The 15,536-nt window shown below is 30.6% G+C and carries 14 protein-coding genes and 1 riboswitch; of the genes, 12 read left to right on the forward strand and 2 right to left on the reverse strand.

Annotation, left to right across the window (positions count from 1 at the left end; genetic code table 11):
• Positions 1–84: 84 nt before the first annotated feature.
• The 5 genes from CIW83_RS12955 to CIW83_RS12975 all read left to right on the forward strand — a co-directional run bounded on the left by CIW83_RS12955 (position 85) and on the right by CIW83_RS12975 (position 4,024).
• The gene (locus CIW83_RS12955; protein WP_158220117.1) at positions 85–618 is read left to right on the forward strand and encodes a sigma-70 family RNA polymerase sigma factor; all 534 of its coding nucleotides are present in this window, start codon (positions 85–87) and stop codon (positions 616–618) included.
• On the forward strand, positions 608–916 hold the full coding sequence (locus CIW83_RS12960; protein ID WP_094901822.1) for a hypothetical protein: 309 nt from the start codon (positions 608–610) through the stop codon (positions 914–916). The genes CIW83_RS12955 and CIW83_RS12960 overlap by 11 nt, the downstream gene beginning before the upstream one ends.
• Positions 906–1,298, forward strand: coding sequence for a zinc ribbon domain-containing protein (locus tag CIW83_RS12965; RefSeq protein WP_094901824.1), 393 nt, complete (start codon positions 906–908; stop codon positions 1,296–1,298). The genes CIW83_RS12960 and CIW83_RS12965 overlap by 11 nt, the downstream gene beginning before the upstream one ends.
• 96 nt (positions 1,299–1,394) lie before the next feature.
• Positions 1,395–2,636, forward strand: coding sequence for a hypothetical protein (locus CIW83_RS12970; RefSeq protein ID WP_094901826.1), 1,242 nt, complete (start codon positions 1,395–1,397; stop codon positions 2,634–2,636).
• 105 nt (positions 2,637–2,741) lie between these two features.
• Positions 2,742–2,800, forward strand: a riboswitch (Fluoride riboswitch).
• A 48-nt stretch (positions 2,801–2,848) separates the two neighbouring features.
• The gene (locus CIW83_RS12975; protein ID WP_094901828.1) at positions 2,849–4,024 is read left to right on the forward strand and encodes a sodium:proton antiporter; all 1,176 of its coding nucleotides are present in this window, start codon (positions 2,849–2,851) and stop codon (positions 4,022–4,024) included.
• Positions 4,025–4,089: 65 nt separating this feature from the next.
• On the opposite strand, the gene CIW83_RS12980 is transcribed toward CIW83_RS12975, so the two are convergent.
• Positions 4,090–4,290 (reverse strand): helix-turn-helix domain-containing protein, encoded by a 201-nt coding sequence (locus CIW83_RS12980; protein ID WP_094901830.1) that lies wholly within the window; start codon positions 4,288–4,290, stop codon positions 4,090–4,092.
• Between the two features lie 56 nt (positions 4,291–4,346).
• Entirely contained in the window at positions 4,347–4,937 is a 591-nt protein-coding gene (locus tag CIW83_RS12985; protein WP_094901832.1) for a hypothetical protein, read from the reverse strand.
• Between the two features lie 213 nt (positions 4,938–5,150).
• Here CIW83_RS12985 and CIW83_RS12990 point away from each other — a divergent pair, with 213 nt between their 5' ends.
• From CIW83_RS12990 to CIW83_RS13020, 7 genes are all read left to right on the forward strand, one after another.
• Complete coding sequence (locus tag CIW83_RS12990) at positions 5,151–6,755, forward strand: PucR family transcriptional regulator (RefSeq protein WP_094901834.1); 1,605 nt, start codon at positions 5,151–5,153, stop codon at positions 6,753–6,755.
• A gap of 208 nt (positions 6,756–6,963) precedes the next feature.
• The gene (locus CIW83_RS12995) at positions 6,964–7,671 is read left to right on the forward strand and encodes a DUF5058 family protein (RefSeq protein WP_158220118.1); all 708 of its coding nucleotides are present in this window, start codon (positions 6,964–6,966) and stop codon (positions 7,669–7,671) included.
• An 18-nt stretch (positions 7,672–7,689) separates the two neighbouring features.
• Complete coding sequence (locus tag CIW83_RS13000) at positions 7,690–8,355, forward strand: hypothetical protein (RefSeq protein ID WP_094901838.1); 666 nt, start codon at positions 7,690–7,692, stop codon at positions 8,353–8,355.
• A gap of 130 nt (positions 8,356–8,485) precedes the next feature.
• A complete protein-coding gene (locus CIW83_RS13005; protein ID WP_094901840.1) occupies positions 8,486–9,670 on the forward strand; it encodes a M20 family metallopeptidase in 1,185 nt (394 codons plus the stop codon).
• Positions 9,671–9,887: 217 nt separating this feature from the next.
• Positions 9,888–11,630 (forward strand): ABC transporter ATP-binding protein, encoded by a 1,743-nt coding sequence (locus CIW83_RS13010; RefSeq protein WP_094901898.1) that lies wholly within the window; start codon positions 9,888–9,890, stop codon positions 11,628–11,630.
• The gene (locus CIW83_RS13015; RefSeq protein WP_094901842.1) at positions 11,620–13,362 is read left to right on the forward strand and encodes an ABC transporter ATP-binding protein; all 1,743 of its coding nucleotides are present in this window, start codon (positions 11,620–11,622) and stop codon (positions 13,360–13,362) included. The genes CIW83_RS13010 and CIW83_RS13015 overlap by 11 nt, the downstream gene beginning before the upstream one ends.
• Before the next feature lie 195 nt (positions 13,363–13,557).
• On the forward strand, positions 13,558–15,525 hold the full coding sequence (locus tag CIW83_RS13020; protein WP_094901844.1) for a transporter substrate-binding domain-containing protein: 1,968 nt from the start codon (positions 13,558–13,560) through the stop codon (positions 15,523–15,525).
• The last annotated feature ends 11 nt before the right edge of the window (positions 15,526–15,536 follow it).

A 15,536-nucleotide genomic window follows, 5' to 3' on the forward strand; every position in this document is an offset into this window, starting at 1 on the left:
TAATATATATGTTTTGGAATTTTTATTTAAAAATGAACTAATATTAAGTTAAGGCGTAATACATATATAAAGGAGGATGAAGGCTTGAGAGAAGATATAGATTTGATAATCAATAAGAATAAAACAAAATTATATACTTTTTGCTTTCATCTGTCTAGAAATAAACAAGAGGCTGACGATTTATTTCAAGATACTTGGATAAAAGTATTTTCTAATCTAGATTCCTTTGATGAAAGTAAAAGTTTTGAGGGCTGGCTGTATACTATCGCACTTAATTCCTACAGAGATAGGTATAGAAAAGCAAAACGGTGGTTAAATAGGATAGTGGATTTTACTGACTCTGATGAGAAAAACCGTATATTAGACAATGCCAATTCGATATTAGGACTACCAGAAGAAGAATATCACAAAGAAGAAGAAAGAAAAAGGGTACAAGAAGCAATAAGTAAGTTGAAAGACAAACATAAACTACCTCTAATTCTATATTATTACAGATCACTATCATATAAAGAAATCGCAGAGATATTAGGAGTACCCGAAGGGACAATTAAATCTAGAATAAATACTGCAAAGACAAAGCTAAAAGATATCTTAGAGGAGGATGGATATGGACGATAAAGAATTAGAACAAATATTATTAGAAATGGGCAGGAAGGAAATTCATCCTTCAGAGAATTTAGTAGATGATACAATTGCATTTATAAAAAATAAGAATATTTATTATTTAATATTACTATCAATTATATCGTATATAATAGCCATTTTAGGAATTACTGTTGTAGGGAGTAAATATATTGGACTCGAAGCTACAGTTTCATTGTTATGTATAATACACTTGATAGGTTGCATATCGTCACTTGGAGTAATCATTGTGTTGAGAAACAATAAGGAAGGAGAGATTAATTATGAAAAGTAAAAATTTATTCTGGTTTATTACAGCACTGTGGATAGGTTTTGGAATATTTCCCCTAACTTTAATTGTCTTGAAATTAGGTCATTCACAGGAAATACATTCTAGAGTTCTCTCTTTATTTTTATTAATTCTTGTAGTTCTAGCAATTGTAATCATAGCTATATGTAGATATGTATATAAAGATGCCAAATCTAGGGGAATGGATCCTTATTTATGGATGGCAACAGCAGCATACGTGCCTAATTTTGTAGGATTAATAGTATATCTAGTTATGAGAAAACAATTTAGTATGGGAATTCTAAAATGTACAAATTGTAGTATGGAAATAAAAAGAGATTGGAAATATTGTCCTAATTGCTCACATAGATTGCAAGAAAGAAATTAAAATACTGCCACTGGCAGTATTTTAATTTCTTACACTTTCCCCAAGCTATCTAATATAGTATAATTAATCTACTATTATGAGAGGGACGGTGATGGAGTGATAAAGGAATTAACAGATAAGTATCTTTCTATATGGTGGGAAACAAAGCCTGAACTACATATGCCGACTGAAAAAATCTCCTTTGCTGAAAAAATTAAGAATGAGAAAAAAATAGAATTGTTTAGAAAAGCACTGTTTAGAACATTAAAGAAAATACCGAAGAATGAGAATGAAGAGGAAGATTTAAGAAAAGAAGTATTTGAACTGATAAAGGAAATGGAGATACAGATATCAAATTATGAAGAAAGCATTATAGATTTTTTTATTGATAATGGGTATGGAAATATTACTAGAGAATTTATAGACGAGGTAAAGAAATTTGATTCTCAAATGGAGGTTTATGATATATTTCAAGCTATTAGAAATGTTTGGATTATGAATAGTATACAAATATTATATAATATGGAGGTAAAGCTAACACCTTCCATATTCGCTTATAGCATGTTATATCCATATAGCGATAATTATTTAGATGATGCTAATATTTCAGTTGGAGAAAAGGTAGAGTTTAATAAAAGGTTTAGAGATTGGTTATTAGGAAAAGACAGTGCTCCTTTAAATAATATGGAACAACATATTTACAATCTTGTAAAAAAGATAGAATATGAGTTTCAAAGGAATACTTATTCTGAAGTCTTTGAAAGCCTTCTAGGTATTCATACAGCCCAAGAACAAAGTCTCATACAGCAAAGGGAAAAAACATTACCTTTTGAAAAGAATATAATAGGGATTACCTTTGAAAAGGGAGGTACATCTGTATTAGCTGATGGGTATTTAGTTAGAGGAATATTAGATAGAGCTGAAGCAGAGTTTATGTTTGGTTATGGAGTATTTCTTCAGATAATAGATGATCTACAGGATGTAAGGGAAGATTATAATAATAAACATATGACCATATTCTCTCAAATAGCGGATAAGTATAAATTAGATAGACTGATAAATAAGCTGCTAAATTTTATTGATACTTTCTTTAATAATGAAACTACTTTTACCTCTGAAAAAGCAAAGAAATTAAAAAGAGTAATTCAGGATTGTTCTCACATTATGATATTTGAAGCTATATCTAAGAATAAAAGTAGATTCAGTAAAGAATATATAAAGAGAATAGAATCCCATTCTATTGTTAGATTTTCTTATTTCAAAAAAGTTAAGAAAAAGTTTCAAAAAACATTTTCACAAGAAGATATTATTAGAATTTGTAATATGTTGAGTAAGAATGAATTTATAATAAATATATAAATCTAATGATATTGGGCTATTATATTTATATTATAATTTTCAGGATATTTAGGATAAGTAGATAGGGTATAAATAGGTTGTAAACATATATAAGAAATGATATAATAAAAAATAGGTCATGGGGTTGACCTTAACTGCTATATGCTAATAACTCCTACAGATATGGGATATCTGTAGGTTTTTTTATGTCTAATTTTAGGAGGATTGATAACATGGCAACGAGTTTAGGAATCATAATAATATTAGGACTTCTAGCAAATGCAGTGTTCACGAGGATAAAATTGCCAGGACTATTAGGTATGATTATTGCAGGTGTTATTATAGGACCATATGGGCTTAATTGGCTTAGTGAAGACATTATAAAAGTTTCAGCTGATTTTAGAAAGCTTGCGTTAATTATAATACTACTTAGAGCGGGATTTGGAATTAGCAAGGAAGATTTAAAAAAGGTTGGTGCTTCTGCCATAAGGTTAAGTTGTATACCGGGATTATTTGAAGGTTTAGCAATAGCTTATGCAGCTATGAAGATATTTCAATTCAATTTCGTACAAGGAGGCATGCTTGGATTTATAATTGCAGCAGTATCTCCAGCAGTCATCGTGCCTGCAATGCTTAATTTCATGGAAAGAGGACTTGGAGGAGAAAAAGGGATACCCACTCTAATACTGGCTGGAGCTTCAATTGATGATGTTTTTGCTATTACAATTTTTTCTACATTTTTAGGAATATATAGTGGTTCAAAGATTAATATAGGTATGCGGATTTTAAGTATTCCAATATCTATTATTTTAGGAATATTGGCTGGGGTAGTTATAGGAATATTTTTAGTTAAGATATTTAAAAGATATTCTATCAGAGATACGAAAAAGGTATTATATATTATTGGTGCGGGAATTCTTCTTACAGCTTTTGAGGATTTAGTTAAGTCTAAGATAGAAATTGCAGGGCTATTAGGTGTTATGACAATTGGATTTATTATATTTGAATCTATGCCTCATATAGGAAAAAGAATTGCTGTTAAGCTTAATAAAATCTGGGTTTTTGCAGAGATATTATTATTTGTATTGGTAGGTGCCCAGGTAAATATTTGGTTAGCACTTGATACAGGTTTTAAAGGTATGTTATTAATTGTTATAGGATTATTTGCTAGAAGCATAGGAGTAGTATTATCGCTATTAAAAACTAATCTAAATATGAAGGAAAAGATATTTTGTATTATAGCATATATACCAAAGGCAACAGTTCAAGCAGCCATAGGAGCTATTCCATTGTCTCTAGGAGTAGAGTCAGGAGATTTGATTTTATCCATAGCAGTTTTAGCCATTGTTCTCACAGCACCTCTTGGAGCAATAGGTGTTAGTTTAAGCGGAGAGAAATTATTATCATGAAAAAACATTGCCCCTTGATTTTATTAAGGGGTATTTTTCAATTAATAAAAATAAATATAAGCAGCTTACATTCTCAAGACTAGATCATCTACTTTAACGCCTAAAACTTCTGCCAATAAAACTACTTTGTTAAAAGCGGGATTTTTCTTTGTTCCTCGCTCTAATTCTTCAATATAAGATTTAGAGATATGAGTAAATTTTGCTATATCCAATGTAGTATATCCTTTGCTGTTTCTTAGTTCTCTTACCTTTGAACCATTTAGCATAAAAAATCCTCCTCTAAAATATTATATTTAATTATACTTAATATAATCTAAAATTATTATGCAATTCTAAAATCATTAAGTTGTTTTTCTGCACGGTTTTCTATTATGTCCTCTATTTCAAACCAATTTGTCACACGTGTGATATTCGATGGCAAGGGTCCTTTGTTGTAGTTGCAGTCCATAAGGAGCACTTCAAATCCAGAATCAGCCAACTGCATAGCATTTTCATATCGATCTTCTATAAAGATATCACAACTTAAATCCTTTGCAGTGCCAACTTTATTGTGGGAACCTAATAGAGTTAGTGAATCCATTGATATTTTATGATGGGAAAACCATAAATAAGTCACATTTTTCATTCTTTCTTCTCTTGCAGTAACGAAATGAATTTGATGCTGTCTATACAAATTGCTAAGAACTTTTTTGGCACCCTTTCTAATTCTAGCTTCTTGATGTAATGCTTCGCCGTATAAAGCATAAAATAACTCATAAGCTGCCCTATCTACTCCTAAAACCCGATGTATTTCGTATACTGTTACATCCTTAGGTTTGATATTAGCATTGAAATAGTCATTTACCCTAGGAATCCAATCGTAAGCCTCGGTAATAGTCCCATCAATATCAATACATAAATTTAATCCTTTCATTATTTCGCCTCCTATATTTATATTGTGCTTTAATTATACAATAGAAATATAAAGTCTCTTTTAACATTAAGTTAAGTTTAGGTAAAGAATTGGGGGAATAAATAAAAGTAAATAGACATCTTAAGGCAAAATGATTAGAATATAGATAATAATTTAAAAGAAAAGGAATTATAATACTATGGATTTAATGTACTGGAAGGGATGATCATTTAAATGGGAGTAAGTTTAAGGGAAATATTGGCATCGGATTTTTTCTCAGAAGCTAGAGTATTGGCAGGAAAAGAAGGGCTTGATAGAATAGTTCAAGGTATTTCATCTCAGGATGCGCCTACTGGTGGACAATGGGCTAGGGGAAAAGAGCTGATGCTCTCTACAGGATATTTATTTAATGGTAATATAGAGTATTTCAAAGAAGTAATAATTGAGGCAAATGAGGCTAATGCAGCAGGTTTAGGCATAAAGGTCGGCAGATATTTAGATGAGATTCCTAAAGAAATTGTAGAGCTATGCGATGGGTTAAAGTTTCCTCTTATTGACTTACCTAAAGATTCTGCATGGATAGAAATGGGAAATGCCATTAATGAAATAGCTATAGATAGATATATAGAAAAATTAACTAATTTTATTCAGGTATATGGGAATAAAGATCATGATAGAAAAATAAAGGAGATAATAGAAGGATTATATAATAATATAGGAAAGCCAGTGGAAGTATATGATTTTTGCAAAAACAAGATATATTCAACATTTAATAAAAGTATTAAAAATACTAAATTAAGTGATTATGAATTCATATGGAATCCAGATTGCAAACATGAAAAGGAAAGCTTATCTGAAAAATTTCATATGTTTAGAATAGAAAATCTTGAGAATAAGGAAGATAGCTTACGGATAGTTCTCCCAATAGAAATAGATAATATAGTTCTTGCCTATCTTGTAGTTTGGGAAAATCAAGAGAAAAGTGATTACTATGACCTATATACAATAAGGTTGAGCTTTGTCCTTCTACTACATGAATATGGAAGTATATATTTTGAAAATTCTTTTAAGGATAAATTTCAAGATGAATTGATTCGACAAATAATAGAGAGTAACTTTCAGAATGAAACTCAGATAATAAGAAAGGTTCTAGATACTGAGGGGCTATATTTGTGTATAAGCATAAAGCAGTTTAGCCATGAAATAAGTTTATATGATCATAGAGAAAAAATATCTAGATGCATATATAATATTTTTCAAAGAGATGAAATAATCTTTGGATTAGCAGGTAAAGATGAAATAGTTATGCTCTATAAGAAAGATAAGGATATACATAAAACAAATGAATTTATAAAAATAAGTATAAGTCAACTTATTAAATGCTTTGAAAATGAAGTAATAAAAGGAAAGTTTGTAGCAGGAGTTTCTAGAGGCTTTGTAGATATAAAGAATGTGAAAAATAGTTATACTGAGAGTTCCAAGACTATTGATATATCAAGATATATTTACCCTGAATCTAAAGTGGTTCTTTATGATAATCTAGGACCTTTCAAATTTATTAACATAGAAGAATTCAAAAAGGAAAATATGAGTATATATAACGAATATATAAAACCTTTAACATTAGAGGAAGATGGTCAAGAACTGATAATTACTTTGAAAAGCTTTTTAGAATGTAATCAGAACTACTCTTTAACGGCTGAAAAGCTCTTTGTTCATAATAATACAGTAAGATATAGAATAAATAAAATTAAGAATCTAATAGATATGGATAGTGAAGACTCTGTTGAAAGGTTAAAGATAGAGATAGTTTTGAAATTCTTAAAATTGTTTAATTAAATATTTATTTAGAGAAAGCACAGATTCTAAACTGTGCTTTTATTTATTATATAAATCTATAATCATTTAGAAAAATTCACAAAAATTAAAAGAATTTTGGAAATATTAACAAAAAATCTGTTTGCTTTATATATTATAATAAAAAATGTGATAAATATCACAATGACTTATATTGATTATAAAATTTAAAAAAATGGAGGAAGAAGACGTGAGAGAGTATTTAGAAGTAGCTAATGATCCAATTTTATGGCTTATGTGTCTGCCTGTTGTTTTAATAGTAGGTGTACAGGCAATTATATTTACCAAGAAAGCCTTTGAAGCAGGGAAAACAATTAACTTGAAGCGTGAAGATGGTGTTAAAGCATTTAGGATTGGAGCTATTGCAGCAATAGGACCTTCATTAGCTGTGCTTGTAGTAATGCTTGGAATGATGGCGGTAGTTGGAGCACCTATTACTTGGCTAAGGTTATCAATCATAGGATCAGCACCAGCAGAGCTCGCAGGAGCTGCAATGGGTGCACAGGCAATGGGAGTTGAATTTGGGTCTAGTCAATATGATTTGACAGCATTTGCGTCATCTGTTTGGACTATGACATTAAATGGTATAGGATGGTTATTAGTTGTAGCTTTGTTTGCAGATAAGTTAGATATTGTAAAAGAGAAGGTAACAGGTGGAGATGCTAAGCTTGTAGGTCAAATAGGGACAGGTGCTATTATAGGGGCTTCATCTTTTATTGTTTCAGGGCAAATTATAAGTAAAGGTAATCTTGTGTCTACAAACCTTATAGCGGTATTAGTAGCTACTATAGTTATGATGGTGATGGTGAAACTTTCAGAGAAAGTGAAAGCCTTAAAAGAATGGAATCTAGGAATAGCCATGTTTGTTGCCATGTTCGTTGCAGCATTATTTAAATAATACTAAGGAGTGAAATCTATGGAAAATCGTTCATATGAAGAAACGTTTACTAAAAAGATAATTTCAACTGGAAGATGGACAATATTAACTGCTGTGGTTTTATGTTTTTTACCAGCAATATATCTATGGATAAGATATGGAGCAATACCTTCTGTAAAAACTATTTTAACAGGATGGTTCTTAATCGCCTCAATGTATGGAGCCTTCTATATAGTTGAGCCAATTTCCTATTTTCCTATATTAGGATTATCTGGTACTTATATGTCATTCTTATCTGGAAATATAGCGAATGTGAGAGTTCCTGCATCAGCAGTTGCCCAGGACGCTCTAGGGGTTGATGCTGGAAGCCAAGAAGCTGAATTGATTTCAACTATAAGTATAGCGGGATCAATAATAACAAACTTGATTATAGTTACCATAGGCGCGTTTGCAGGTAATGCTATAATTGGAGTGTTACCTGAATACGTAATAACAGCTTTTGGATTTGTTTTTCCTGCTATTATGGGGGCTTTATTAACAATGTTTGCTCTTAAATTTTACAAATGTGCTGTTGTTGGACTAGCAGTTGGGATAATTATCAACATGACACAGCTAGTTCCAGCATGGCTTGCAGTACCACTATGTGTTTTTGTGACTGCATTTGTTGCTATAATTGATTATAAAAAACAGAGATTAAATCAATAGATTATTGTAAGCATAGAAATTAAAATAAATAATTCTGAAATATGAGAAGTAACCATCGTATAAGGGACAAAACTGTTAAGCTTTTATATTATTTATTGGTTTGATAATATTATCAGAGGAGGAATATGCTGTGAATTTTAAAGAATGTGCAAAAGAAATTGAGAAAGATATAATTAAATGGAGAAGAGACTTGCATCAAATACCTGAAATTGGACTAGATTTACCTCAAACATCAGACTATGTTCAGATGAGACTTAAAGAGATGAGAATAGAGTATAAAACACTTGTTAATGGTTCAGCTATAGTAGCGTTGATTGGAGAGAAGAATCAAGGAAAGACAATAGCATTAAGAGCTGATATGGATGCACTTCCAATAAAAGAAGAGACCAGTGTGCCTTATTCGTCGAAGAATGGGAATATGCATGCCTGTGGTCATGATGCCCATACAGCAATGTTATTAGGTGCAGCTAAGATATTAAAGGATAATGAACATTTATTAAAAGGAACTGTAAAACTATTATTTCAGCCGGGTGAAGAAGGATTTGCTGGAGCCAAACATATGATAGAAGAAGGTGCTTTAGAAAGTCCTAAGGTAGACAATATAGTAGGTCTTCATATAGGAGCACCTTCCAAAGGTGTTCCAGACGGGAAAGTAATAGTTAATTATGGTAAAACCATGACTTGTTTAGATAAATTCTATTTAAAAATAAAGGGAATAGGGGCTCATGGTGCATATCCAGAGCTAGGAGTTGACCCCGTGACTATATCAGCACAAGTTATAGGAGCCTTACAATGTATTGTAAGTAGAGAAAAAGGTGGCCCAGAGCCTGCAATAATCACTGTTGGAAAGATAAACGGAGGGACGGCTTTTAATATAATACCTGAATTTATAGAAATGGAGGGAACCGCCAGATTTGTAGATCAAGAATTAAGGGAACAAGCAGCAAAGAGGATTGGAGAAATATCTACAGGTATTGCTAAGGCAATGAGGGGTGACTGCGAATATGAATATGAATTTGGATATCCACCGCTTGTAAACTCAAAAGAAATTACAGAAAAGTTTATAAAATCTGCTCAGAAAATAGTTGGAAGTGAAAACATAATAGAAATGGAAAGACCTATTATGGGTGGAGAAGACATGGCATTTTTCTTACAAGAAGTTCCTGGCACTTTCTTCTTCTTAGCTTCAAGCGAATATGACTCAGAGGGGAACTTTATTTCATCCCATAATCCAAAATTTAATATAGCAGAAGATGTTTTGCATATTGGAACTGCCTTATTTGTTCAAACAGTATTTGATTTTCTGAATATGTAATCATTATGATTTAATTTTAATAAGATTAATAGAAGTCACCTATAGAGTATTCCTTAATAGATACTTTAAGGTGACTTTTTTATAAGGAATAGGAAAGTTCTACTTTTGGTCTTTTTTATTTTAAGAAAATACAAAAATAAAAGCAAATAGACATATGATGATAAAATGTTTAGAATATAGATAATGAGATTTTAGAAGAAAAGAGATGGAAACTGCCATGAAAGATACTAAAGTAAAACCAATTAAGAATCCAAATAAGATAATTAGCTATTGGAAAAATGAAAAGTTTACTGTAGCATTGATTGTGTTTTTTGGACTAGTTTTCAATGGAGGAACTGTTCTAGGGCCTATTTATCAAGGAAAATTAATAGACTCTATTTTAAGAGGGGATAGCCTATCTACTTTAATAGTTCTAGGAATTAAGTTTATTGCTATTATTGTTACAATTCAATTAATGCGCTATTTCAAACGTCTCTACATCAGACGCTTTGCTAATAATACCAGTGCTACAATGCGTTTTATGATATACAATAATATTATGAATAAAAGCATTATCCAGCTAGATGATGAAAGTGCTGGAAACTTAATGACACGAGCTATTTCAGATGTAGAATTATGTGTAGAGGGTATGCGTAAATTTACTACAGAGGTATTTGACACAGGTGTACTTATGCTATCCTATTTTATTTCAATGCTCGTATACGATGTAAAAATAACGATTTTAGCATCTATTTTTATTCCAGTTGCTATGATTTTAGCCGAAAAACTTAAAGTAATTATCTATAAATATTCCATTGCATTTCGAACCAAAAGTAGTGAGGTTGCTGATCTTACCTATGGTACTATTGAAAACGCTATTCTTTATCGTGTGAATGGTATTGAAAAGCGAAATCGGGAGAAATACAATATTGAACTGGAGGATTTGCAGAATAAGGCAATTAAAGCTCATATTTTAGAGAATTCTATGCAGCCAATTTATAATGTTATTGCCATGCTAGGGATTATTCTTGTAATCTATCTAGGTGGTACTAAAACAATTGAAGGTAATTGGACTGTAGGAATCTTTTCCGCCTATATATCTATTTTTACTGCAATGGCAGTTAAGGCAAGTAAGGCAGCAAAGCTATTTAATTCTGTACAGAAATCACAGGTATCATGGAAAAGAATTAAACCCTATCTTTCTGAATACCAGACAAAAGATACTACTATTAACATTAAAGAGGACAAAACAAGTCTTATTGTTGATAGCCTTAGTTTTACCTATTCTATTGGAAAAGATAATATTATCGAAGATATCAACTTTGAAGCTAAAGAAGGAGAAATTATCGGTGTAACAGGGCCTATAGCATGTGGTAAAACTACATTGGGAATAGCGCTATTGGGACAATATCCTTATCTTGGAAGTATAAAAGTAGATGGGAAAGAACTTAAATCTTATTCTGAATATGAACGTAGTCAGATGATTTCTTACTTAGGACATAAACCTCAATTGCTTTCAGATACTATTTACAATAATATTACTCTTGGGGAAGATTTAAAAATTAACTCTGTTTTAAGAGATATTTGCTTCGAAGATGATTTAAAAGCTATGCCAGAGGGAGAATCTACTATAGTTGGTAACAATGGAATTCGACTAAGTGGTGGACAACAATCAAGAATAGCCCTTGCTAGAACTTTGGTAAGGAAAAATAAAATAATTATCTTAGATGACCCTTTTTCTGCAGTAGACATGAAAACTGAAGAGAAGATAATTGAAAATTTAAGAAAGAACTATAAAGAGAGTATAATCATTTTGATTTCCCACAGATTGAGTATTTTTGATAAAATAAATAAAATTTTATTGATTAATGATGATAAAAGTGTGAACTATGGTACACATAATGAGTTGATGGAAAGTTCTGCATTATATAAATCTATATATGATTTACAAAGCAGTGGAGGTGGTATTGATGAAAAATAATTTAGTAAAGAAATCTATTAAGCATGTAATCAAAGAAAATGTTATATCCGTTGCATTACTTGTAGTTATAATCGTAGGAATAGTTATTACATCATTACTTCCTCCACAGATTTTAAGAAAGATAATTGACCAAAACCTTGTGCCTAGAAATATTGCAGGGCTACTATCTTTAGCTGTTTGGTATCTTGGTATTCTAATGTTTATTGGGATATTTGATTTTGTGAAAGAAGCCATTTTAACTATTCTAGGTCAAAAAATCACCAAGGAAATTCGTATGGAGATGATGGGAAAACTTGAGAAAATAAATGCTATATTTTTTTCTTATAATGGATCTGGTACTGTAGTTTCCCGTTTTACTAATGACGTTGATGCAATTAGTTCTCTATTTACATCTGGCATAGTTAGTATGACAGTTGACTCATTTAAAATTATTGGTATCTTAGGGTCTATCTGGTTCTTTAGCGTGAGGCTTGGGATAATTACTTTGGTTTTATTACCTATTATATTTATTATCATAAGAATATTTCAAAAACGTATGTTAGAGGCACAGATAAAAAATCGTGTGTTGGTAGGAAAGGTAAATAATCATATTTCTGAAAGCTTAAAAAATATAGAGATGATAAAATCCTTTAGCAAGGAAAGTTATATGGAAGAAAATTATAAAACCTATCTGATAGATAACTATAAGACAATGGAAAAGGTTAATTTCTATGACTCAATATTTTCACCAATTATTATGATTATTCGTGCCATAATAATTGCTGTTGTTGTTATATTATCATCTAAAGAATTGAGGTATTTAGGTATATCTTTAGGTATGGTTGCTGCTTCCATTGAATTGATTTCCAATCTTCTTAGTCCTATTCAAGATTTAGGTATGGAGCTTCAAAGTATTCAAGGGGCTATATCAGGAATATATAGGGTTAATGAATTTTATAATGAGCCAGAAGATGATTATAAGGACAGTGAACTTTCTGCCGAATCAATTATATCAAATAGGGAAGAAGTAAGAATATCCTTTAATGATCTTAGCTTTTACTATGAAGAAGAAAGAGACATTTTACAAAATATAAACCTTCAATTTCAGCCACAGGAAAAGGTGACTTTTGTAGGCAGGACAGGGGTCGGGAAATCCACATTATTTAAACTAATACTAGGACTTCTTAAACCGACTGATGGGAGCATAACTATAAATCAAGTTGATGTATATAGCATTCCAAATACTGAAAAAAGGAAAATATTTGGGTATGTGGATCAAAGTTTTCATGCTATAAAAGGTACAGTAGCAGATCAAGTTAGTTTCCAGGATGAAAGTATTGCAAGAGAACAGATTGAAGATGCTATAGATTTTGTAGGACTAAGTGATTATGTATTATCCCTAGAAAATGGATATGATACAAAGATGGATAACAATCTTTTTTCACAAGGACAGAAACAATTACTGGCTATTGCAAGAGCTATAGTCACTAATCCGCCTATATTACTTCTTGATGAAATAACTGCGAATCTAGATGCAATTACTGAAGAAAAAATAATATCTGTATTGCAAAAAGCTAGTGATACACGTACTATTTTATCAATATCTCACCGATTATTTTCTATGATTTCTTGTGATACTGTAGTTATTTTAGAAAATGGAAAAGTTAAAAACTCAGGTTCACCAGAATTACTTTTAGAAAATGATGGGTGGTATCGTAGTCATATTGAATTAGAAAAATTAACGTGGAGATGATGAAGAGTTTAAATTGTTAACCTAATTGATTCTTGCAATTATAATGAAAAAACTGCCTGTAGGAGGCAGTTTTCATGTACAGCTATATCCTTTTACTGGAGCAGAGTGTCGAAATTTGTTATAATAAATCCATAGATTATTATAACTATTATTGAATTGAGTATAAATTAACTTTATATAAAGGTGGATACCCTAGTGAGAGACAGATTAATTAGTATTGCCTCATTATTAATAATGCTATTATTTATTAGTTCAAATTCATACTGTATTGATGTTGATAAGATTATAACAATTGGAGGGGAGAAGAATTATCCTCCTTTTGAATATTTAGATAGCGATGGTGAATATAGAGGATTTAATGTAGACTTAATGAAGGCTTTAGCACTGGAAATGGGAGTGGAAATAAAACTAGTTCCAATGGACTGGGTGGATGCTCATATTTCACTACAGAATGGAAGTATAGATGCAATACAGGGCATGAATTATAATGATACTAGACTAGCTATGTATGATTTTTCTAATGAGTATTTAAAAAACTCTCTGGTTTGTTTTGTTAGAAAGGATGAATCTCAAATATTAGGAATAGATAGCCTAAAGGAACGCAGGGTTGCTGTGCAGAGAAGTGACTTTGCTGCATATGCATTAGCAGATCGAGGAGAAATAGAAGTAGTCTTTTTTTCGGATTTAGATATTGCCTTTGAAAAGCTTATTAAAAATGAAGTTGATGCTGTTGTAGGAAATAAGCTTACAGGATTATATATACTTCAGAAAAATAGAAGTATTGATTCAATAAGAATTGTAGGAAATGACATAAGCTTTACATCTTATGGGATGGCATTTAAAAAAGGCAATAAAGAATTAATGAATGATTTCAATCAAGGGTTAGAAAACTTAAAAAAGAAAGGTACCTACTATAATATATATGAAAAATGGTTTGGGAAAGAAATAAAGCCAGCTTGGAAGGACTTATTGAACATACTTTATGCATTATCACTTATTATTTTTATAGCAATTTTAATAAATCTTTTCTTTATTAGAATTAATAGTATTTTAAAGAAAGAAGTGGAAATGAGGACTGTTGACCTTAAAATAGTAAATGACGAATTAAAGCAAAATCAGCAGATTATAAAAGAGAGTGACAAATATAAAGAACAGATTTTAAATGGTATTGGAAATGGTCTTATAACCTTTGATAAGAATGGAGTCATTACAACTCTAAATAAAAGCTGCGAAAGTTTGTTGAATATTAACAGTGAAGAATTTATTGGTATGAGGTATGATGAAGTTGGATTAGAAAATTATATTAATGTCGATCATTTAAGGGAGTGTCTAAAATTTGAAAAACAATTTAGCTTTCAGGAAAAGAGATATTATAAGGATAATAAGGAAAATATATTATCCTATATATTAAAACCATTATTTGATTTAAATAATGAAAATATTGGAGCTGTAATTACATTTAATGATATAACGGAAATCAGCATGCTAAGAAAAAGACTTGCTGAAAATGACAAAATGAATTCCTTGGGTACTCTAATATCAAGAATGTCTCATGAGATAAGAAATCCCCTTACATCTATAAAAGCATATATTGATTTATTGCCTATAAAATATGAGAATGTAGAGTTTAGAAAAAAGATTACAACTGAGATTCCAACTGAAATTGAACGATTAAATGGATTGCTGACTGACTTAATAGATTATTCTAAACCAAAAAAATTAAAAAAAGAAAATTTCGATATAGTACAGCTGGTTAACCAAATCATCGATATTTTTGCATCTGAAATAGAGAGCAAAGGGATAGACATTAATTACTTGGATAAGTCACAAAAATTTCTATATGCTGATATGCAACAAATCAAGCAAATAATAATAAATATTCTTCGCAATAGTATTGATGCTATTAAAGGTGATGGTGCAATCAGAATCGATATGGAGGATAGACAAGAAGAAATAATTTTAAGTATATTGGATAATGGCAGGGGTATTGCTGATGATGATTTTAATAATATATTCGATCCTTTTTTTACTACAAAAGATAATGGTACTGGACTAGGATTAGCAATATGTTATCAATATGCAAAAGAGAATAATGCAAATATTAATATTGACAGTAAATATGGAGAGTGGACAAAGGTAGAATTGATTTTCATGAAATCATAATAATAGGAGAA

This window comes from Tissierella sp. P1, from assembly GCF_002266425.1.
In the GTDB taxonomy this organism is placed as follows: domain Bacteria; phylum Bacillota; class Clostridia; order Tissierellales; family Tissierellaceae; genus Tissierella; species Tissierella carlieri.

What these genes read in the sequence shown, in the direction of transcription:
- CIW83_RS12960 (WP_094901822.1), top strand. Translation starts at nt 608, where the DNA reads ATGGACGATAAAGAATTAGAACAAATATTATTAGAAATGGGCAGGAAG.
- CIW83_RS12965 (WP_094901824.1), top strand. Translation starts at nt 906, where the DNA reads ATGAAAAGTAAAAATTTATTCTGGTTTATTACAGCACTGTGGATAGGT.
- CIW83_RS12975 (WP_094901828.1), top strand. Translation starts at nt 2,849, where the DNA reads ATGGCAACGAGTTTAGGAATCATAATAATATTAGGACTTCTAGCAAAT.
- CIW83_RS12980 (WP_094901830.1), bottom strand. Translation starts at nt 4,290, where the DNA reads ATGCTAAATGGTTCAAAGGTAAGAGAACTAAGAAACAGCAAAGGATAT.
- CIW83_RS12985 (WP_094901832.1), bottom strand. Translation starts at nt 4,937, where the DNA reads ATGAAAGGATTAAATTTATGTATTGATATTGATGGGACTATTACCGAG.
- CIW83_RS12990 (WP_094901834.1), top strand. Translation starts at nt 5,151, where the DNA reads ATGGGAGTAAGTTTAAGGGAAATATTGGCATCGGATTTTTTCTCAGAA.
- CIW83_RS13000 (WP_094901838.1), top strand. Translation starts at nt 7,690, where the DNA reads ATGGAAAATCGTTCATATGAAGAAACGTTTACTAAAAAGATAATTTCA.
- CIW83_RS13010 (WP_094901898.1), top strand. Translation starts at nt 9,888, where the DNA reads ATGAAAGATACTAAAGTAAAACCAATTAAGAATCCAAATAAGATAATT.
- CIW83_RS13015 (WP_094901842.1), top strand. Translation starts at nt 11,620, where the DNA reads ATGAAAAATAATTTAGTAAAGAAATCTATTAAGCATGTAATCAAAGAA.